Source organism: Pseudomonas sp. 13B_2.1_Bac1 (assembly GCF_025466155.1).
Taxonomy (GTDB): domain Bacteria; phylum Pseudomonadota; class Gammaproteobacteria; order Pseudomonadales; family Pseudomonadaceae; genus Aquipseudomonas; species Aquipseudomonas aylmerensis.
Map to the genome: position 1 here is coordinate 1 of NZ_JANLOH010000075.1, position 20,108 is coordinate 20,108.

A 20,108-nucleotide genomic window follows, 5' to 3' on the forward strand; every position below is an offset into this window, starting at 1 on the left:
GGGCCCCCCCCCCCCCCCCCCCCCCCCCCCCCGCGGGCCGCCCCCCCCCCCCCCCCCCCCCCCCCCCGCTCCCACACTTAATCGAGGTCATATCAGCTCATTTGCCCCAGCCTATGGCCTCAAAAGCCCGGTTTACGGGCCTTCGTGCCGATCCCTGTCACAGAACCGTCATCCCCCACCCCTAGCTTGCCCTCCCAGTTGCCGGGCCTCTTGCCTGGCGCCAATGGATTCTTGGGGAGGATTGCATGTACAAGCGCACCGGGCTCGTCAGCTTCACGCTCACTGCCTTGGCCCTGGCGATGGCCAGCGAGCGGCTCAACGCTGCCGAGGCGGCCACCACCGAGCACGTCGAAGTGGTCGGCCAGGCTGCCGCCATGGACCAGGCGCTCAAGGAGCAGCGCCGCTCCGACAGCATCAAGAGCGTGGTGCATGCCGACGGCGTGGCCCAGTTGCCGGATGAAAACGTCGCCGAAGCGGTGCAGCGCCTGCCGGGCATCAGCGTCGAGCGCGACCAGGGTGAAGGGCGCTTTGTCAGCGTGCGCGGCCTGGGCCCGGACCTCAACAGCGTGACCATCAACGGCACCCTGGTGCCCGCGCCGGAAAGCGCGCGCCGCGCGGTGGCGCTCGATGTGTTGCCCTCGGAACTGGTGCAATCGCTGTCGGTGATCAAGACCCTCACGCCGGACATGGACGCCAACTCCCTCGGCGGCACCGTCGACGTGCAAAGCCTGTCGGCCTTCGACCACAAGGGCCTGTTCTACACCGGCAGCAGCGAGGCCAGCTACGACAAGAACACCCGCCAGACCAGCCCCAAGTTCTCCGGCGCCGCCAGTAACCGTTTCAGCCTTGGCGATGGCATCGACAACTTTGGCGTGGCCGCCGCCCTCAGCTGGCAGAAGCGCGATTTCGGCTCGGACAACGTCGAGACCGGCGGCGCCTGGGACTTCACCGATGGCGCCAGACTCAACGAGTTCGAACAGCGCGACTACGACATCAGCCGCGAACGCGCCGGGGGCGGCCTGAACTTCGACTACAAGCCCGATGACCTCAGCAGCTACTACCTGCGCACTCTCTACAGCCGCTACAAGGACACCGAGACCCGCAACTCCACCAGCATCGAGTTTGCCGACCCCCAGGCGCCCGGCGAACTGGGCGATGCCGAGGGCAAGCGTAAGCTGAAGAACCGCGAGGAAACCCAGGAGATCCAGTCCTACGTGTTCGGCGGCGAGCGCATGCTCGGCCTCTGGACCTTGAGCGGCCAGGCCGGCTACAGCCAGTCCAGCGAAGACAGCCCGGCGCACATTGCCGGCGCCACTTTTGACGGCGGCGACTTCGCCAACAGCGGCTTCTATGACAAGGACAAGCCACGCCCGATCATCGGCGCCGGTTTCTACGACGCGAACAACTTCACCCTCGACAAGGTCGACTGGGAGAAGCAGAACACTAAGGACACCGAGAAAAACCTGCGCCTGGACCTGGCCCGCGACTATGACCTCGGCGGCTACGCGTCCCAGGTCAAGTTCGGCGGCAAGGTCAGCCGTCGCAACAAGGACAACGACCTGGAGGCCTGGGTCTACAAAGACTTCGACACCCTGGGCTTCACCGCCGACCAGCTCAACCTCACTCAATTTCAGAAAGGCACTGTCGACTATCGCCTCGGCAACTACGGCCCCGGCATCAGCCCTGGCGCGATCAAGCAGTTGATCGGCAGTCTCAACCCGGCGGATTTCTATGACGAGACCGAATCGCGGGTCAACGACTTCACCATCCGCGAGGACATCAATGCCGGCTACCTGATGAACACCGTCGATATCGACGACTGGCGCTTTATCGCCGGCCTGCGCTACGAGGGCACCGAGTTCGAAGCCAAGGGCACCGGCGCGACCGATGGGGTGTTCACGCCCACCGAAACCAAGCGTCGCTATCACCACTGGCTGCCCGGCCTGCATGCGCGCTACCAGATCGACAAGAACACCCAATTGCGCGCCGCCTGGACCAAATCCGTGGTGCGCCCGACCTTCGGCCAGCTGGCGCCGGGGTTTGTCATCGACGATGACGAAGCCACCTTCGGCAACCCGGACCTCAAGCCCCTGGAGTCGAGCAACCTGGACCTGGGCATCGAGCATTTCATGGGCCGCGCCGGGACCGTGTCGGCGTTCGTGTTCTACAAAGACATCAAGAATTTCGTCTACAACACCGACCTGGCCGGCACTGGCGCCTGGACCAACTTCGCCGAGGCCCATACCTACGCCAACGGCGACAGCGCCAAGCTCTACGGCCTGGAACTGGCCTACTCGCAGAAATTCGACTGGTTGCCCGCGCCATGGAACGGCTTGCTGATCGGTGCCAACAGCACGTTCAGCCGCTCCAGCGCTGATATCGAAGGCTTCGACAGTGCCAGCGGCCGTAACCGCAAGCGCAACATCAGCCTGCCGAACCAGTCGGACACCGTCGGCAACCTGATGCTCGGTTGGGAAAACGACAGGCTCAGCCTGCGCGTGTCGGCCAACTACAAGTCGGCGTACCTGTATGAACTCGCCTCGATCAACGACAAGGCCCACGACCTGCACGTCGACGCGCAGACCTTCGTGGACTTCAGCGCGCGCTACTCGCTGAGCAAAAACCTGCAGGTCAGCTTCGAGGCGCAGAACCTCACCGATGAGTCGTACTTCGTCTACACCGGCCATCGCAGCTACAACGGCCAATACGAAGAGTACGGCCCGACCTACAAGCTGGGCCTGACCTTCACCCATTTCTGAACTCAACACATTCCAACTGCAGGCGCTGGCTTGCCTGGAGTTGATCTCCACCGTATTCGAAGGATTTGCACGTTAATGAGAATGTCCAAGCTGTACCTGTTGATTGCCCTGGCCACCTGCGGCCACGCCCTGGCCGGAGACCTGGCGCTGACCCCGTGGGCACCGGGCCTGAAGGCTGAAGCCGTGGCCTTCCTGCCCAACGGCCCCGAGCGCCTGGCCGCCGGCACCCGCGACGGCCTGCAATTGCTCGATCGCCAAGGCGCGGAACTGGCGCGTTTCGAGGGCAATTTCAGCAGCCTCGACACCCGCGCCGCCGGCGCCCAGGTGGTGGCCGCCAGTCTCGACAACGACCGCCAGCAGGCGCTGTTGATCAACCTGGATGTCGCCGGCAAGCGCTTTGGCAAGCCGCTGTACTTGCCGACCCGCGACTTTGCGGTGAATGGCCTGTGCCTTTACCGCGATGCAGCAGCCAACCTGTTTGTTTTCCTGGTCGGTGAAGAGGGCAAGGGCGAGCAATGGCTGGTGGGCAATGGCGCCACGTTATTGAGTGAGGCCCAGCGCGTGCGCGGGGTGCCGCTGCCGCCGTCGGCGCAGTTCTGCCAGGTCGATGACGCCACCCAGCAGTTGCTGGTGAATGAGGAAAACATCGGCTGGTGGGCCTACCCGGCGCACCCGGAAGCCGAGGTCAAGCGCACGCCGGTGGCGCTGTTCGACACGCCCAAGCGCGAAGCCGGGGCCATCGCGTCGGTGCCCGGCGGGATGGTCGCACTGGATCCCAAGACCGCCCAACTGCACCTGTTCCAGCACACCGGCGAACGTTGGGTCGAGCAATCGAGCCTGAGCCTGCCAGGCCTCAAAGAGCCGGAGCAACTGACGGTCAACGGCCGGCAACTGCTGGTGCGTGACGACGACACCGGCGCGCTCTACCAGGCCACCCTCGACTGGCAGGCCCAGCCGGTGGCGGCGGTGCCGGTGCTGCCGGAAGTCGCCGCCGTGCGCCAGACCGACCCGGTCGGCCGCCAGGGCGATGCGGCGGATGATCCGGCGATCTGGATTCACCCCGCGCAACCGGCGAAAAGCCGCGTGCTCGGCACCAACAAGAAACAGGGCCTGCTCGCCTATGACCTCGACGGCAAGCTGCTGCAGGAGCTGGCCGTCGGGCGCCTCAACAACGTCGATGTACGCCCCAACTTCAAACTCGGCCAGCGCACGGTCGACCTGGCCGTGGCGAGCAATCGTGATCACAACAGCCTGAGTCTGTTCAGCATCGACCGCCAGAGCGGCGAGTTGCGCGAAGTCGGTGAAGTGCCGACGCCGCTCAAGGAAATCTACGGCATCTGCCTGTTCCAGCCGGCCAGTGGGGAGATCTACGCGATCGCCAACGGCAAGGACGGCACCTTCCTGCAATACCGTCTCAGCGCGCCGGATGGCCGGGCGCAGGGTGAGCTGGTGCGCCAGTTCAAGGTCGACAGCCAACCCGAAGGCTGCGTGGCCGACGACCAGCGCCAGCGCCTGTTTATCGGCGAGGAAGATGTCGGCGTGTGGGCGGTGGACGCCCGCGCCGATCAACCGGCGACCCTGACCAACGTGATCAAGGTCGGCCCGCAACTGCACGCGGACGTCGAAGGCCTGGCGCTGTACCAGAGCGACAAGCGCGACTACCTGGTGATCTCCAGCCAAGGCAATGACAGCTACCTGGTGGTGGATGCCGAACCGCCGTTTGCCGTGCACGGCGCTTTCCGCGTCGGCCTGAACGCGGCCGCCGGCATCGATGGCGCCTCGGAAACCGATGGCCTGGAAGTTACCGCCATCAACCTCGGCGGGCCATGGAGCCAGGGCATGCTGGTGGTGCAGGACGGGCGCAAGCGCATGCCCGAGCAGACCCAGAACTTCAAGTTCGTGCCCTGGGCCGACGTGACCCGCGCGCTGAAATTGCCCTGAACCGTCATCACCCGGTCATCACTTTTTAATCGAATAGGACATCACCATGCATGCGACGATGGAACATATGACGATCTGGGGTTTGATCAGCGACGCCAGCCTGTTGGTCAAGGCCGTAATGCTCACCTTGCTGTTGGCCTCGTTGCTCAGCTGGTACCTGATCATCCAGCGCGCCAGTGTGCTGCGGCGCCTTGAGCGCCAGTTGAATGGCTTCGTGCAGCGCTTTCGCGCGGCGCCGGACTTGCAGGCGTTGTGCCGTGAAACCGTGCAGGCAGGTGAGGGCGGCGTGGCGCCGATCTTTATCGCCGGGGTCCATGAATACCAGCACCTGCACAGCCATGACCCGGCGGTGCTGGAAGGTGTGGAGCGCGCTTTGCAGGTGGCGATCACCGAGCAGGAAGTCGAGCTGGAAAAAGGCTTGCAGTTCCTCGCGACCGTGGGCTCGGTCAGTCCCTATATCGGTCTGTTCGGCACGGTGTGGGGGATCATGAACTCGTTCATCGGCCTGTCCCAGGTGCAACAGGCGACCTTGTCCACGGTGGCGCCGGGCATTGCCGAAGCCTTGATTGCCACGGCCATCGGCCTGTTTGCGGCGATCCCCGCAGTGATCGCCTACAACCGTTTTGCCGCGCGAAGCCAGACGCTGCTCACGCGCTACTACGCCTTCGGCAACGAGCTGCAAGTACGCCTGCACCGCACCCTGCGCGGTACGCCGATCAACCTGGCCGTGGCCGCCTGAACAAGGAGCAAGCCGATGTTAACCAGGCCGCAACGCAAGCACGGGCCCAAGGCCGAGATGAACGTGGTGCCGTATATCGACGTGATGCTGGTGCTGCTGGTGATCTTCATGGTCACCGCGCCGATGCTGACCCAGGGCGTGAAGATTGATCTGCCCAAGGTCGCCGCCGAGGCGCTGGCCACCGACACGCGCCAGCAGATCCTCACGCTGTCGGTGAAGGCTGACGGCGGCTATTACTGGAACCTTGGCGGCGAACTCGATACCCAGCACCAGACCGACAGCGCCGTGACCCTCGACGAAATGGGCGCCAAGGTCATGCAGGTTGTGGCGGCGCGCAGCGACACCCAGGTGTACATCCGCGCCGACGATAACGCCGGCTACGGGCGTGTGGTCGCGGCGATGGCGGTATTGCAGAAAGGCGGGGTGAGCAACCTGGGGTTGGTGACCGAGGCCCCGCAATGACGGCGATGATCATGCACAGTGAGACGCTGACGCTGACGCCCCGGGAGTCGTCCGGGTTCTGGAGAAACAGCGTCGCGGCGAGCCTGGCGGTAGCGCTGCACGCAGGGGTGCTGGCTGCGCTGATGCTGGGTTGGTCGGCGGAAAAAGTGCCCGAGGACACACCCAGGGTCATGCATACCCAATTGGTGATGCTGCCGCCTGCGCCCGTGCCTGTTCCCGCACCTGAGCCGGTGGCCTTCACGCCACCGGAACCTGTGGCTGTGCCCGTGCCTGTGCCGGTCAAACCCACGGTCGATCCACAGGTCCAGGCGCAGAAACTCGAGAAGGCCGCGTTGGCACGCAAGCGCGTCGAAGAGCAGAAAATCGAGGCGCAACAGCAGCGCCTGGCCACCGAGCAGCGCAATCGAGAACAGGCGCAACAACGCCTCGACCAGCAGCGCCTGGCCGCCGAAAAAGCCCGCGTCGCTGCCCCCGCAGCAGCGCCGGCACCGGCCTTCGACAGCCGCCAATACCAGCCCTTGAGCAAGGAGGCGCCGGACTACCCCGAGCGCGCCCTCGACAAGAACATCGAAGGCGACTGCTCGGTGGAATACACGGTGAACACCCAGGGCCGCGTGGAAAACCTCAAGGTGCTCGATGACTGCCACCCCCTGTTTATCCGGCCGTCACTGGCAGCGGCGAACACCTTCCGCTACCAGCCCAGGATCGTTGACGGCAAAGCCGTTCCCGTGCCGGCGGTGCGCAACACCTTCCACTACCGCATCAAATGATATCCCGTAGCCAACACCGGCCCCCCTGTGGGAGCGGGCTTGCTCGCGAAAGCGGTGGGTCAGTCGATGAATGTGTTGACTGACAGTCCGCCTTCGCGGGCAAGCCCGCTCCCACCTTTGTAATCGGTGCAGTCTGCAGATCCTTGCAATCTCCACTACCGCATCAAGTGATATCCCGTAGTCAACACCGGGCCCCCTGTGGGAGCGGGCTTGCTCGCGAAAGCGGTGGGTCAGTCGATGAGTGTGTTGACTGACACGGCGCCTTCGCGGGCAAGCCCGCTCCCACATTTTTAGACGGTGTAAGTCTGTAGATCCTTGCAATGTGGCTGTGTCAGGTGTTGACCAGATTGGCCAGTTCAGCCCCTGCGACATACTTCTCCAGATTCGCCAGGAACGTGTCCGCAATCTCGTTGCGGCTATTGGTGGAAATGGCCGAGGTGTGCGGCGACAACCTGACTTTCGGGTGGGTATACAACGGGTGCCCATCCGGCAGTGGTTCCGGTTCGGTCACGTCCAGCGATGCCAGCCCGATCTGTCCGTTGTCGAGTGCTTCGAGCAGCGCCTCCTGATCCAGCAGGCCGCCGCGCGCGATGTTGATCAGGTGCAACCCGGGCTTGGCGCTGCCGAGTACATCGCGGTTGATGATATGCCGCGTGGATTCGGTCAGCGGGGCTGCCACCACCAGGTGGTCGGCGCGGGCGAACAGGTCGTGGATGTCCTTGGCCGCTTCCACACCGGCAACACCAAACGGCACCTGGCTTTGGCGCAGTGCCACGACCTGGATGCCCAGGGCCAGTGCCTTCTGCGCCAGGCTCGCGCCAATTGCGCCGAAGCCGAGGATGCCCAGCGTGGTGCCTTTGAGCGGGCGCAACGGGGTGAAATGCCACTGGGCGTCCTTCACCCAGATGTCCGGCAAATGCTTGGACGCGGCAAAGATCGCCGCCAACGCGAACTCGGCGAGGTTGTCGGCCGCGCTGCCTCGGGAGGTGGTCACCGGTGGCCCGTTGAACAGCCATTGCGGGTAGAAATCGATGCCCGACGACACCAGGTGCACCCACTGTGCACCGTAGGGCCAGCCCGGTGGCGGGGTGTCCGGGGCGGTGTAGCCGCGCACGTTGATCGGGCGCAGCAGCAGGATATTCGCCTGCGGCGGCAGGTCGCTCGGCACCCCTGGCGGCACGCCGATCACTTCGGCGTCGGCGTGCAGCGCGCGCAGGCGCTCGCGGATCACGTCGTTGTAATCCTCGTCGAGCTGGCTGGCAATAATCACCTGACTCATGTGCGTTCCTTCTGGCGTTGGGCGAAGACCGCTTTGCCGACGCCTTGCAGCACGGCGTCATTCTGCGGGGTATGCACGCGACTGCAGAGCACGTCGCGGTAGTGTCGTTGCAGCGGGCTGTGACGCGACAGGCCGGGGTTGCCCGAGGCCTCGATGGCGAGTTCCACCGCGCGGATGGCATTGTTGGTGACCAGGTACTTCAACTGGGCCGCGTTGGCTGCCGGGGTATGACCTTCGGCGGCGGCGTCCAGCAGGCTGCGGTTGGCAAACAGCAGGGTGTCGATATGCCCGACGGTTTCCTGAAAACGCGGCAGTGTCGACAACGCTGCACCGAGGTTGGACGGTTTGCGTTCCTCCAGCCAGTTCACCAGCCAGTCCCGCGCGGCCTGGGCCACCGCGTCGTACACCGATGACAGCAGCACCGACATCCACAGGAAGCCATCGCCATCCAGCTCCGGCTGCGGGGCACTCCAGGGGCTGACGCTGACGGCGTGGTCCAGCGGCACCAGCACATTGTCGAGCACCACTTCATGGCTGCAGGTGGCGCGCATGCCCAGGTGGTCCCAGGTGTCGATAATGCTCACGCCGGGGCTGTCCTTGGGCACCAGCCAGGCGCCCACCAGCGGGTCGGCGTCATCGCTGCGGCCCCACACGCTGAACCAGCTCAGGCCATGGCTGCCGGTGGAGTAGATCTTGCGCCCGCTGATGCGCCAGCCCTCGGCGGTGCGCACTGCGGTGGTCGCCGGCAGGCCGCCACGGGCCGGGGTGCCGAGGTCGGGTTCGACGCGCAGCGCATTGATCAAGGCACCGTCGCGCACCGCGTCCTCGGCCACTTGCGTACGCAGGTGGACCGGCCAGTTCTTGCTGTCTTGCAGGCGGGTGTGTTGCAGGTATTGCATCACCAGGATCAGCGCAGTGGACGGCTCGCCCCTGGCAATCGCACTGATCGCCTTGCGCGCCTGCGGCAGGCTGGCGCCGCCGCCGCCCAGGGCCTTGGGCACGGTGAGGGCGACCAGGCCGTGTGCATGCAACAACTTGAAGTTGGCATGCGGGAACGCGCCGCTCTCGTCATACAGGTGCGCGGTGCTCGCCAGCTCGGCGCTGAGGCGTTCGAGCAGGGCTTCGAAGTTGGCGACTTCCACGGAGCGCAGAGACGGTTGGGTCATAACAATGTACTCGGTCAAAAATGTGGGCGCCGGCAAGCCGGCGCCTACAGGGGGTTGTGGGCTTAGATAGCGATGCGTACGGGCTGTTGGCCCAGCAGTCGCTCCACCACCTGCAGCACCGGCTCGGCCTCGGTGCGCACCAGCCAATCCGGGCTCACTTCGACGAAGGCCACGGTGCCGTGCCTGGCGATCACCACCACCGTCGGTTGCGGCAGTTCCCAGGTCCCGGTGCCGGTGGTGTCGCCGATGTGGTTGCCCTTGGCCAATGCGGCGTTGCGCGAGGCTTCGTCGAAACTGTAGAGGATGCCCAGGCGCCGGCCGAGGTTGTTGTCGGTGTCGCTGGCCACCAGCAATTGCAGGTTATGGCGGGTCTTGATCTCCACCAGCCGCTCAGGCACCTGCGGGCTGACCGCCACCAGCGGCACCCCCAGTTCGCGCAGGCGTGGGTAGAGTTGGCGTTCGTAATAGGGCAGGGCGAGATTGCACGCCGGGCAGCCGGCAAAGCGGAAGAAGATCAGCACCGCCGGCCCATCGGCCAGCAACAGTTCGCGGTTGAGTTCGCCGCCTTCCACATTGAGCAGGGTGAATGGGTCCAGTTCATCGCCGACCTGCACGTAGTCGTCGGGCCGTGCTTCATCGACCAGGCGCTGGCGCTGGTCGATGTTGACCTGCAACGCCGCCGGTGCCCAGGAAGCCACGCGTTCGGCGTGCAGAGCCGCTAATTGACGGTTGAGGGATTCGCTCATGCCAGCGCCTCCTGTTGCGCTTCGACCTCGGCGGCGACGCTGTAGCGGTTGGCCGGCACGTCCAGGCCAAGGTTGTCGCGCAGCGTGTGGCCGCTGTACTCGGTGCGGAACAGGCCGCGCTGTTGCAACACGGGCACTACCAGTTCGGTGAAGTACTGCAGGCCGTCCGGAAGCACCGAGTTGATGATGAAACCGTCGCTGGCACCGCGCTCGAACCAGGTCTGGATGGCATCGGCGACTTGCTCCGGGGTGCCGACAAAATCACGCTTGGGCCGCGAGAACCGCAGCGCCACTTCGCGCAGGGTCAAGCCTTCGTCCCTGGCCAGTTGCTTGATCCGGTCGGAGCCGCCTTTCTGGCTGTTGGCGCCGAGGTCGCCAAGTTCCGGGAAGGGTGCGTCCAGGGGGTACTTGCTGAAGTCGTGGTCATTGAACGGGCGGCCGAGGGCGACAATCGCGTCTTCAACGGTGACGAGGTCCACGGCCTGCTGATAGCGGCGTTCCACTTCGGCTTCATCGCGGCCGACAATCGGCCGGATACCCGGCAGGATCGACAGGCTGTCGGCGTCACGCCCAAAGCCTGTGGCGCGGCGCTTGAGGTCCTGGGAATAGGCCAGGCCTTCCTCGATGCTCTCCACGTGCACAAAGATCGCGTCGGAGTTTTCGGCGGCGAAGTTGCGCCCATCCTCCGAGGTGCCGGCCTGGAAAATCACCGGTTGACCCTGGCGCGAGCGTGCGATGTTGAGCGGGCCCTTGACCGCGAAGAACTCGCCCTTGTGATTCAGTGCATGCAGCTTGTCCGGGGTGAAGAATTCGCCGCTTTGCTTGTTGTAGGCAAAGGCGTCGTCTTCCCAGGAATCCCACAGGCCCTTGACCACGTTCACGTGTTCCTTGGCGATGCGGTAGCGCACGGCGTGGGGCGGGTGCTCGGCCTTGCCGAAGTTGTCGGCGGTGCCGCTGAGCCATGAGGTCACCACGTTCCAGCCGGCGCGGCCGCCGCTGATATGGTCCAGCGACGAGAACTGGCGAGCCACTTGGTAGGGCTCGGTGTAGCTGACGGTCACTGTGGCAACGAGACCGATGTTCGTGGTGATGGCGGCGAGGGCCGAGAGGATCGTCAGCGGCTCGAAGCGGTTGAGGTAGTGCGGGCTGGATTTGGCATGGATATGCAGGCTGTCGGCGATGAACACGAAGTCGAACTTGGCAGCTTCGGCCAGTTCAGTCTGCTGCTTGTAGAACCCGAAGTGGGTGCTGGCATTCGGTTGGGCGTTCGGGTGGCGCCATTCGCCCCAACCGTGGCCGACACCGTGGACCATGGCACCCAGTTTCAAATGGCGTGGCTTGGAGGGATGTGGCTTGCTCATGTTCTGCTCCTGTTAGCGCGATGCTTGGGAAAAGGGGACACGCTTGGCGTTAAAGCTCTTGTCGAAGCCTTGCGACACGTCGATGTGCTTGGTCAACAGGCCTTCTTTTTGATAAGTGTCGGCGGTCGCTTGCAGGCCGCTGATCACCGAGTCGTCGATGGCGACCGGGCTCAGGCGGGTGTCCTTGGCCACTTCCACGTGGACTGCCAGCGGCAGGCCGGTGATCTTGGCCTGGGCCGCTGCGTATTCATTGGGGTGGCTGTTGGCCCACGCATAGGCGCGGTCGAGGCGCGCGACAAAGTCGTCGAGTTGCGGGCGCTTGTCGGCGATGGCCTGGCTGGTGGCGGCGAGGTACAGGTGGTTGCTCAGCAGGTTGCTGCCACTGATCAGCACGCGGGCCTGGCTTTGCGAGGTGACCACGGTGGTGTACGGGTCCCAGGTGGCCCAGGCGTCGGCGGTGCCGTTATCCAGCACCAGGCGTGATTCGCTGGGCAACAGGAAAATGAACTGCACATCCTTGGTGGTCAGCCCGGCAGTGGCCAGGGCCTTGATCGCCAGGTAATGACCGATTGAGCCGCGCCCGGTGACGATCTTCTTGCCCTTGAGGTCGGCGACAGTCTTGATCGGCGAGTCCTTGGGCACCAGCAGCGCGGTGGTATTGCGCCCTTCGGCGTGGATGATGCTGACCACCTTGAGCGAGGCACCGGCACCCAGTGCGAACACGTAGGGCGCATCACCGAGGGCGCCGATGTCCACGGCGCCAGCATTCAAGGCTTCGCCCAGGGGCGAGGCGGAGGGGAATTCCGACCACTGGATTTCATACGGGACGTTCTTGGTTTCGCCAGAGACTTCCAGTAGAGCCTTGATGGTGGATTTCTGGTTGGCCACCCGCAGTGGCTGCAGGTCGGCGGCGTGGGCGCCGCCGCTCAGGCCGAGGGCAAGGGCGGCGCCCAGGAGCAAGCGTTTGAAGGGGGTGGTAAAGACCATGGGATGCAGGCTCCAGGCAGATCAAGAAGGGGTTCGGTTACCTCCGCCTGGAGAAGGGGTCGGTGAATGGGGTTAACGTTATGCCCATAAAAACTCGCTGTGAAGTTCTTTTTGGTTATATGTTAATTATTAAAATATTTGATTATGTGTGAATTGATTATTCTCTAATTGCATTTGGCGGCGCGCTGCGGGCCAAGGCGAAGATGCCATCCATGCGCCAGTGCTCGTTGCGGTGGGCAGGGTCATCGGCCCATTCGTCCCAGCCCGAGTCGCGGCGGTATTGGCCGAGCAGCCCGGCTTCGCGGACTGCCACGGGATCGGGGTGGCGCAGCTGCTCGCAGTCGGGGTCGACGTACAGCGCATCGCTGCTGCAATACAGCTCACACATGAAGCAGGTCTGGCAGGCCAACTGGTCGGCGATCACGGGTTTGCCCAGGGCATTGGCGGCAAGCACATTGGTGGGGCACACGGCGACACATTGGCCACAGCCGTTGCACAGGTCGGAGTAGATCAGTTCAATCATTGTGGTTGGCCTTGATGGATGGGGTCGAAACGCGCCAGCACCTGGCCCACTCCAGCCAACCGCAAATGCGCGTCGAACTGCGAATGCTGCCGCGGTGTGTCGCTGCGCTGGTGCATGCCGCGGCTTTCCTTGCGCAACGCGGCGGCGGTGTAGCACCAGCGCGCGGTGGCGGCCATGGCCACGGTTTCGCGGGCGCGCAATGGGTTTTCGGGGCAGGGTGGGCCGTCGCTGATCTGGTCCCAGAGGTTGTCCAGTTCACGCAGCGAGCGCGCCAGTTGGGCGCCGCTGCGGAACAGGTTCTTGTCCAGCGGATGGACTTCGGCCTGGATGCGCTGGATCAGTTCGGCACTGCCGCCCGCCGCGCCGTCAAAGCCTCGCAGCGCGCCGAGATACAGCGCTTTTTGGCGGGCCAGCCGCGCTGCGCCGCGACCGGCCCATTGCCCGGTGGAGAGCGCCCAGGCCGAATTCTGCGCGCCGCCGCCGGAGGTGGCGCCGGCAATCGGCTCGCGGCTGGCGGCATCCCCGGCAGCGAAGACGCCGGGCACGGTGGTCTGGCAATCGTCATCGACCAGGCGTAAACCGCCGACGCCGCGAATGGTGCCTTCGGGATGCAGGGTCACGGCGAATCGCTGGCGATAAGGGTCGACCCCGCGCCGGTCGAACGGCAGCATCAGGTTGGGCTGGATACTCGGCAGTTGTGCGCGGATATCCGGCGGCACGCGGTTCAGGCGGCAATACACCGGGCCGTTGAGCAGCGCCCTGGCCAGGTCTTCGGTGAAGCCAGGACCGGTGGCAATCCCCAGCGGCCGATCCGCGGCATCGAAATATTCGCCAAAGCTGTACACCATCGAGCGGGTCATGCTGCTGCCTGCGGCGGCGATGCAGTAATAGTTGGAGAACTCCATGCCCGACAGTTCGGCGCCGGCTTCGGCGGCCATCAGGTAACCGTCGCCGGTATTGGTGTGGTTGCCCAGCAGGCGCGACAGGAACGCACAGCCGCCCGTGGCCAGCACCACCGCACCCGCGCGGATCAGCCAGTCACCGCCGGCCTGGCGGCGCCAGCCGCGTGCGCCGACCACTGCGCCGTGATCGTCACGCAGCAGTTCCAGCGCTGGGTGGTGGTCGAGAATCGTCACGCCACTGTCCAGCACGCGCCGCCTGAGGCCGCGCAGGTATTCGGGGCCGCGCAGCCCGCGATACTGGGTCACGCCATGTGCGTCCTGCGGGAAGTCGTAGTAGCCGCTCAGCCCCGGCAGGCTGGTCCAGGTGGTGTCGATAGCACGGGCCATCCAGCGTGCATCGGCAAGGCCATAGGCGGTGCCCAGGCGTTTGTCGATGGCCGCTTCACGGGCGTCGGGTGGCACCCACCAGTGACCGGGACCGGCGGTGGCGGTCACGCCGCTGGTGCCGCAGTAGCCCTTGTCGACGAGGATCACCCTGGCCCCTTCGCGCGCCGCCGCGATGGCGGCCCAGGTGCCCGCCAGCCCGCCGCCGATGATCAATACATCGCTTTTCAATTCAGTCATCACCCGCGCCTCAGAAGTTGTACGCCAGGCGCGTGTAGTAATACGCGCCGCCAAAGCCGAAGGGCGAGAACTGCCCATACTCGTACCCGCCGGCCCAGTCCTTGATGCCTTTTTTATCCGGGTAGACGTTGAACAGGTTGTTGGCCCCCAGGGCCACGGTGAAATGCTTGGTGATGTCGTAGGCGGCGTCGACATCGCTGATCCATTTGGCGCTGAACTTGCGATCGTTGATCGGGTTGTTGTCACCTTCGATGTAGCTGCCGAAGCGGGTCAGGGCGAGGTTGAGGGTGTAGGCGCTGACCTTCCAGTTGGCCGCCAGGATCAACTTGGATTGCGGGGTGGCGACGGTCAGGTCCTTTTGCAGGCGGCGGTCGAAGATCTGGTAGTTGGAGCCCAGGCTGGCCAGCGCGGGTGGGGTGTCCTGGAGTTTTTCGATCTTGGTCTGGTTCCAGTTGTAGGCCAGGCTCCAGCGCACCTGGCCGTACTGGTCGAGCTGCTGGCGGTATTCGTTGATGATGTCGATGCCACGGGTGCGGGTGTCGACGGCGTTGGTGTAGTACTGCGCGTACAGGCCCGGCGACAGGCCGTTGGCGACCAGGATCTGCGACACCGCCGGCCCGCCCAGCAGACTGGTGGAAACGATGCGGTCGCGAATGCCGATCTGGTACAGGTCGGTGGTCAGCCGGTAGTTCGCGGTCGGCTCGTAGGTAAAGCCCAGGCTGTAGTTCAGCGACTTCTCGGGCTTGAGTTTTTCCGCGCCCAGGGCCTGGGCCTCGGGGGTGTCCACCGGCAGCACCTTGACCGGTACCGAGACCTGCTGGCCGTTGACTACGCCGCCGGAGGTGAAGGTCGACGAGGCGTAGATCGTCTGTGCCAGCGACGGTGCCCGGAACCCGTTGTTGATCGTGCCGCGCAGGGCAAACTCGGGCGTGAGCTTGAAGCGCGTCGACAGCTTGCCGCTCCACGTGCTGCCGATGTCCTGGGTATAGCGCTCATAGCGGGCGGCGGCGCCGATGTACCAGCGGTCCGTCACGTCCAGGCCCAGGTCGACATAGCTGGCGACGTTGCTGCGACTGATCTCGCCGGCATCCGCGGTGCTGGTGCCGTTATACGACGCCAGGCCCGGCAACGGTGTTTGGCCGGCGAAGGGACCACTGGGCAGCACGTAGTTGCCGGGCGTATAGGACGCGTAGTCGCCGGCCTCGATCTGGTATTTCTCCCAGCGGTACTCGAAGCCGAATGCGGTTTGCAGCGGGTGGCTCAGGCCGATATCGAAGGTGCGGCTGAGGTCGAGGTTGTTGGTCCACTGGTCGAAGATCTGCGAGGCCAGGTTGAACGAGGTCGGGCTGGTCGGCCCCAGGGATGGGTTGAGGGTGTTGTTGGCGTTGAGGGTCGAATCGTCTTCACCCCAGGTTGAACTGATGTCGTAGTCCCAACCACCGACCAGGCCCTTGAAGCCGCCCGCCACCTGGAAGTCCTTGGTGCGGTTGCGCCGTTGCGCGTGGATGCCATCGGGGTAGGGCGTGTTCGGGTCGCCGGCGAGGGAGGTGATCTCATTGGGGCGGTAGTTGCCGGTGACCTTGGTGGTTTCCATGTAGCTGGCGGTGGAGAACGAGTAGAACTTGAGGTCGTCCTGTAGCGGCAGTTCAAGGTTGTAGCTGGCGTTGGTGACCTTCTCGCGACCCAGGCCGTAGCTGGGGTTCCAGCCGTGGCGGTTGACCGTCTGGTCGCGGCTGTCGGGGGCGGCGGCGGTGCCGTAGAGGCGGCCGGTGGCACTGCCGGTGCGGTTGAAGGGTTCCTGTTCCTTGCTGTCCAGCGCCAGGTTGGCGAAGCCGTCGTTGGGCAGCGCCAGGCCGTAGTTGACGGTCTGGTGCACGGTGTCGCCGTCGCCCGCGCCGTAGCGGCCGAAGGAGGTTTCGGCACTGCCGCCGCTGTCGTTTTCCTTGAGGATGATATTGATCACCCCGGCGATCGCGTCCGAGCCGTACTGCGCGGAAGCGCCGTCGCGCAGCACTTCGATATGGTCGATGGCCGACACCGGGATCAGGTCGAGGTTGACCGGTACCGCCGCCGTGCCGATGCGCGCCAGGTTGTTGATCAGCGCGGTGTTGTGGCGACGCTTGCCGTTGACCAGGACCAGCACCTGGTCGCCGGACAGCCCGCGCATGGTCACTCCGCGCACCGACCACGACGTCCCACCGCCATTGATCGCCGGCAGGTTGAACGACGGCAGCAGGCGCGCCAGGAGTTCCTTGAGGCCGACCTTGCCACTGGCCTGCAGCTGTTCGGCACTGATCACGTCGATGGGCGAGGGGCTGTCGGCGATGGTCCGCGCCTGATTGCCACGGTTGCCGGTGACCACCACGGTACCGAGGGTTTTGTCCGGGTCTTCGGCTTGGGCCGGGACATTTATGGCGAGCAGGGTCAGCGCGACTGCGCCGTATTGAAAGCGGGATGGAGGCATGGGGGCTGATTCCAGGAGACCAAAGAACACCGCAGATCCCGTGTGGGCGCGGGCTGGCTCGCGAAAGGGGTGTCAGCTACCCATGAGCTGGCTGAACCGCCGCCTTCGCGAGCAAGCCCGCTGCCACAGTGAATCTGTGTGGGACTTTTAAAGGGTGATCAGGCCGCGTCAGCGGCTCTGACCCGATGCGGAATGTCGTCATAGGCAATCAGCACCCGCTCCATGCGACGCGGGTAGTCGCCGTAGTTGTAGACCGGGTAGTGCAGGGTCGAGCGGTTGTCCCAGAACGCCACCGAGCCTGGACGCCACTTGAAGCGCACCTGATGTTCCGGCTTGTTGAATTCCTGCAGCAGGCGGTCGATCAGTTGCTTGCTTTGCTGGGGCGTCCAGCCGATCACCGAAGGGTTCTGCGAGAAGTTGATGAACAGCCCGTCTTCGCCGGTTTCCGGGTGGGTGCGCACCAGCGGGTGGGCGAGGATCGGGTAGTCGTAGCCGACCTTGTCGAGGGCTTTCTTGAAGTCGTGGACCACATGCAGGTTGTCGATTTCTGCGCGCAGGTCATCCGGCAAGGCGCGGTACACCGCCCCGGTGTCGGCCCACAGGGTGTCGCCGCCGACTTCCGGCAAGTCCACCGCGCGCAGCACGGCGCCGAGCGTGGGTTGCAGCAACCAGCTGGTGTCGGTGTGCCAACGGCCGCTGGTGCGCGGGCCGTAGAGCTTGCGCTCGTCCTGGGCTTCGATCAGGTGGGCCTGGGGGCGCGACGGGTCGTTTTGCTGGGTGGTGGGGTGCACGTACAGCTCGCCGAATTCCTTGGCGAAGGCGATCTGCTGTTCGGTGTTGATGGCCTGGTCGCGGAAGAACAGCACCTTGTGCGTGAGCAGCAGGTGGCGCAGTTCATCGCGTAGCGCAGAGGTCAGCGGCTGGCGCAGGTCGATACCGCCGATTTCGGCGCCGAGGGTGGGTTCCAGGCGGGTGATATGCAGGGTCATGCGGGTGTCCTCTCGTGTGTGGGTTCAGCCTCCGCCTGGAGAGGGGTCGGATGTGGGGGCCTGCACCCGGGGTGGGTGCAGGCGGGTCAGGTCAATCAGATCACATAGAAACCGTGGGTGCCGTCGCGGCCCAGTTGCTCGACCAGGCCGAATTCCCAGTCCAGGTAAGCCTGCATGGCTTCCTTGGGGTTGTCGGTGCCTTCGTATGGACGGCGATAGCGGTCGATGCGCGGGGAGGCCAGGTGGGTCTCGCCTTCCTCCAGCGGCAGTTGCGCGTTGATCCAGCCGGCGGTGCCGTCCTGCAGCAGGAACACCTGCTTGCCGGTGATGGCCTCGACCTCGGCCACTGCCAGGCGCGCCAGTTGGCTGCTGCCGCAGGTGAGTACATAGCGCTGGGCGGCCGGCACCTTGGCCAGGGCTTCGGGCAACTGCGCGCGCAGGGCCCACCAGGCGCCGGGGATATGGCGCTTCACGTAGTTGGCGCTGGCAGTGAAATCCAGTACCACGGTGTCGCCGTGGGCCTGCCATTCGGCGAGGGTCTGCGGGCTGATCAATTCGGCCTGGGGCGGCGCAGGCACCGGGGCGACCCAGGCGCCTTTTTCGCTGAAGTGCGCCGCTTGCAGGTCATCCAGCACGTGCACTTCCCAGCCCAGTTGCGCCAGCCAGGAGGCGGACATGTTGGCGCGCACGCCGTCGTCATCCGCCAGCACCAGGCGCGCACCGCGCACACTGGCGACGTGATCGGTTTCCTGCACCAACTGACCGCCGGGGGTGGAGCGGGCGCCCGGCAGGTGGCCGGCTTCGAATTCTTCCGGGGTGCGCACATCGAACAGGTAGGTGGTGCGCGCGGTTTGCTGCTGCCAGGCGTGCAGATCGGCGAGGGTGGCCCGGCCAACGCGGGCCTTGTCGGCGACGCCGCGCGCATCGACGGCGGCGACCTGGCGGTGTTCTTCCGAGGTCGGTGCAAAGCGGCGTGATTGGCCATGGGCGAGTTTCTGCCCGGCCAATGTCCAGCCGATGGTGCCGTTGCGCAGTGCGGAGACGGGGTTGGCCACGCCGGCGTTGATCAGCGACTGCGTGCCGATAATGCTGCGGGTCCGCCCGGCGCAGTTGACGATGATGCGGGTGGCCGGGTCGGGCGCCAGTTCACGGGCGCGCAATACCAACTCGGCACCCGGCACGCTGATGCCGGTGGGGATGCTCATGGTCTGGTATTCGTCGAAGCGGCGGGCGTCGAGCACCACCACATCGGCCTGGTTGTCGAGCAGCGCCTGCACTTCTTCAGCGGCCAGCGAGGGTGTGTGGCGCTCGCTTTCGACCAGTTCGCCGAATGCCTTGCTGGGCACGTTGACGTCGATAAACAGCTCGCCACCGGCCTGGCGCCAACCTTCCAGCCCGCCTTCCAGCAGGCTCACCTGGGTGTAGCCCAGCGCAACCAGGCGCTCGGCGGCGCGGGCGGCCAGGCCTTCGCCGTTGTCGTAGACGGTGACCTGGGTGTCACGGCGCGGGATGCGCGAATACACCTCCAGCTCCAGCTTGGACAGCGGGATGTTCGCGGCGAACAGCGGGTGGGACTCGGCAAACGGCGCTTCTTCGCGCACGTCCACCAGGGCGACTTCTTCACGGTCCAACAGGGCCTGGCGAATCCGGGCGAAGCTACGGGTCGATACGGTACTCATAGGGCAGGGCTCTTTTCTTTGGACAAATCCCAGATATTCGGGAGGAAGGCGTTGGAATAACCGGAGATAAACAGTTTCTCGCTGCCGTCGGGCTGGTACACCGCGCGGCGCACGGCGCCGATATTGGCGCCGTACACATGAATGCTGATGGACACCTGGTCGCTGTGGGCATTGCTGACCTGATGGATATCGCCGACCTTGGGCGACACCGCCTCGACCTGGCCCGGCACCAGCTGGATCGGCTTGCCTTCGGCGACCAGGCGGCCGTCAGGCGCGCGCTCGAAGCCTTGGGAAAATTCCGCGCCGCGCAACATGCCGATCAGGCCCCACACTCGGTGGTCATGGATCGGCGTGCTTTGCCCCGGCCCCCAGACAAAGCTGACGATGCTGAAGCGCTGGCGCGAATCGGCATGCAGCAAAAATTGCTGGTAGCGCTCGGGGTCGGGTTGGGCAAATTCATCGGGGAGCCAGTCATCATGGCTGACCAGTTGCGCGAGCAGTTTGCCGCCACGGTGCAACAGGTCGCCTTCGCGTGGATTGCCGTCGATCAATTCCGCCAGGGCGCCTATGAAGGCTCTGAGTCTCTCGGGGTGTCGGGCCTGGGTCATGACAATTCCATCGGTGGGTGTTGATGGGTTTATCTAAGCATAATGTTTATAGTTAATATGCTATTTTTTAATGATTAGCTTATAGCTGCAGGTAATTTAGAACCGGTCT

16 protein-coding genes are annotated in these 20,108 nt (G+C 64.8%); 5 read left to right on the forward strand and 11 right to left on the reverse strand.

Translation table 11 applies throughout. The features are described from left to right. Positions 1–245: 245 nt before the first annotated feature. The 5 genes from NTD80_RS17130 (at position 246) to NTD80_RS17150 (ending at position 6,671) form a co-directional block, all read left to right on the forward strand. Complete coding sequence (locus NTD80_RS17130) at positions 246–2,759, forward strand: TonB-dependent receptor (RefSeq protein ID WP_262134394.1); 2,514 nt, start codon at positions 246–248, stop codon at positions 2,757–2,759. Positions 2,760–2,834: 75 nt separating this feature from the next. Next, positions 2,835–4,700 (forward strand): phytase, encoded by a 1,866-nt coding sequence (locus tag NTD80_RS17135; RefSeq protein ID WP_262134395.1) that lies wholly within the window; start codon positions 2,835–2,837, stop codon positions 4,698–4,700. A gap of 46 nt (positions 4,701–4,746) precedes the next feature. Next, a complete protein-coding gene (gene tolQ, locus NTD80_RS17140) occupies positions 4,747–5,439 on the forward strand; it encodes a protein TolQ (protein ID WP_065906137.1) in 693 nt (230 codons plus the stop codon). 15 nt (positions 5,440–5,454) lie between these two features. Continuing rightward, positions 5,455–5,901, forward strand: a complete 447-nt coding sequence (gene tolR, locus NTD80_RS17145) for a protein TolR (RefSeq protein ID WP_065906140.1) — start codon at positions 5,455–5,457, stop codon at positions 5,899–5,901. Continuing rightward, a complete protein-coding gene (locus NTD80_RS17150; RefSeq protein WP_262134396.1) occupies positions 5,898–6,671 on the forward strand; it encodes an energy transducer TonB in 774 nt (257 codons plus the stop codon). Before tolR ends, NTD80_RS17150 begins: the two co-directional genes overlap by 4 nt. 331 nt (positions 6,672–7,002) lie before the next feature. Here the strand turns inward: NTD80_RS17150 and NTD80_RS17155 are convergent, their stop codons facing one another. From NTD80_RS17155 to NTD80_RS17205, 11 genes are all read right to left on the reverse strand, one after another. Then, positions 7,003–7,950, reverse strand: a complete 948-nt coding sequence (locus NTD80_RS17155; RefSeq protein ID WP_262134397.1) for a D-isomer specific 2-hydroxyacid dehydrogenase family protein — start codon at positions 7,948–7,950, stop codon at positions 7,003–7,005. Beyond that, positions 7,947–9,116: an acyl-CoA dehydrogenase family protein gene (locus NTD80_RS17160; RefSeq protein ID WP_262134398.1), complete on the reverse strand. Its 1,170-nt coding sequence runs from the start codon at positions 9,114–9,116 to the stop codon at positions 7,947–7,949. The genes NTD80_RS17155 and NTD80_RS17160 overlap by 4 nt, the downstream gene beginning before the upstream one ends. Before the next feature lie 62 nt (positions 9,117–9,178). Then, positions 9,179–9,862 (reverse strand): peroxiredoxin-like family protein, encoded by a 684-nt coding sequence (locus tag NTD80_RS17165; protein WP_262134399.1) that lies wholly within the window; start codon positions 9,860–9,862, stop codon positions 9,179–9,181. Continuing rightward, the gene (locus tag NTD80_RS17170; RefSeq protein ID WP_065906148.1) at positions 9,859–11,223 is read right to left on the reverse strand and encodes an LLM class flavin-dependent oxidoreductase; all 1,365 of its coding nucleotides are present in this window, start codon (positions 11,221–11,223) and stop codon (positions 9,859–9,861) included. The genes NTD80_RS17165 and NTD80_RS17170 overlap by 4 nt, the downstream gene beginning before the upstream one ends. Positions 11,224–11,235: 12 nt before the next feature. Beyond that, positions 11,236–12,210, reverse strand: a complete 975-nt coding sequence (locus NTD80_RS17175) for an ABC transporter substrate-binding protein (RefSeq protein WP_262134400.1) — start codon at positions 12,208–12,210, stop codon at positions 11,236–11,238. A gap of 157 nt (positions 12,211–12,367) precedes the next feature. Next, positions 12,368–12,733, reverse strand: coding sequence for a ferredoxin family protein (locus tag NTD80_RS17180; RefSeq protein WP_262134401.1), 366 nt, complete (start codon positions 12,731–12,733; stop codon positions 12,368–12,370). After that, on the reverse strand, positions 12,730–14,259 hold the full coding sequence (locus tag NTD80_RS17185) for an FAD-binding protein (RefSeq protein ID WP_262134402.1): 1,530 nt from the start codon (positions 14,257–14,259) through the stop codon (positions 12,730–12,732). The genes NTD80_RS17180 and NTD80_RS17185 overlap by 4 nt, the downstream gene beginning before the upstream one ends. 10 nt (positions 14,260–14,269) lie before the next feature. Continuing rightward, positions 14,270–16,723: a TonB-dependent receptor plug domain-containing protein gene (locus tag NTD80_RS17190; RefSeq protein ID WP_213550827.1), complete on the reverse strand. Its 2,454-nt coding sequence runs from the start codon at positions 16,721–16,723 to the stop codon at positions 14,270–14,272. A gap of 158 nt (positions 16,724–16,881) precedes the next feature. Next, the gene (locus tag NTD80_RS17195) at positions 16,882–17,712 is read right to left on the reverse strand and encodes a TauD/TfdA dioxygenase family protein (protein ID WP_065906160.1); all 831 of its coding nucleotides are present in this window, start codon (positions 17,710–17,712) and stop codon (positions 16,882–16,884) included. Between the two features lie 95 nt (positions 17,713–17,807). Continuing rightward, a complete protein-coding gene (locus NTD80_RS17200; protein WP_262134403.1) occupies positions 17,808–19,391 on the reverse strand; it encodes a rhodanese-related sulfurtransferase in 1,584 nt (527 codons plus the stop codon). Further along, positions 19,388–19,999 carry a cysteine dioxygenase gene (locus NTD80_RS17205; protein ID WP_065906162.1) on the reverse strand — a complete coding sequence of 204 codons (612 nt, stop codon included), beginning with the start codon at positions 19,997–19,999 and terminating at the stop codon, positions 19,388–19,390. The genes NTD80_RS17200 and NTD80_RS17205 overlap by 4 nt, the downstream gene beginning before the upstream one ends. Positions 20,000–20,108: the final 109 nt, after the last annotated feature.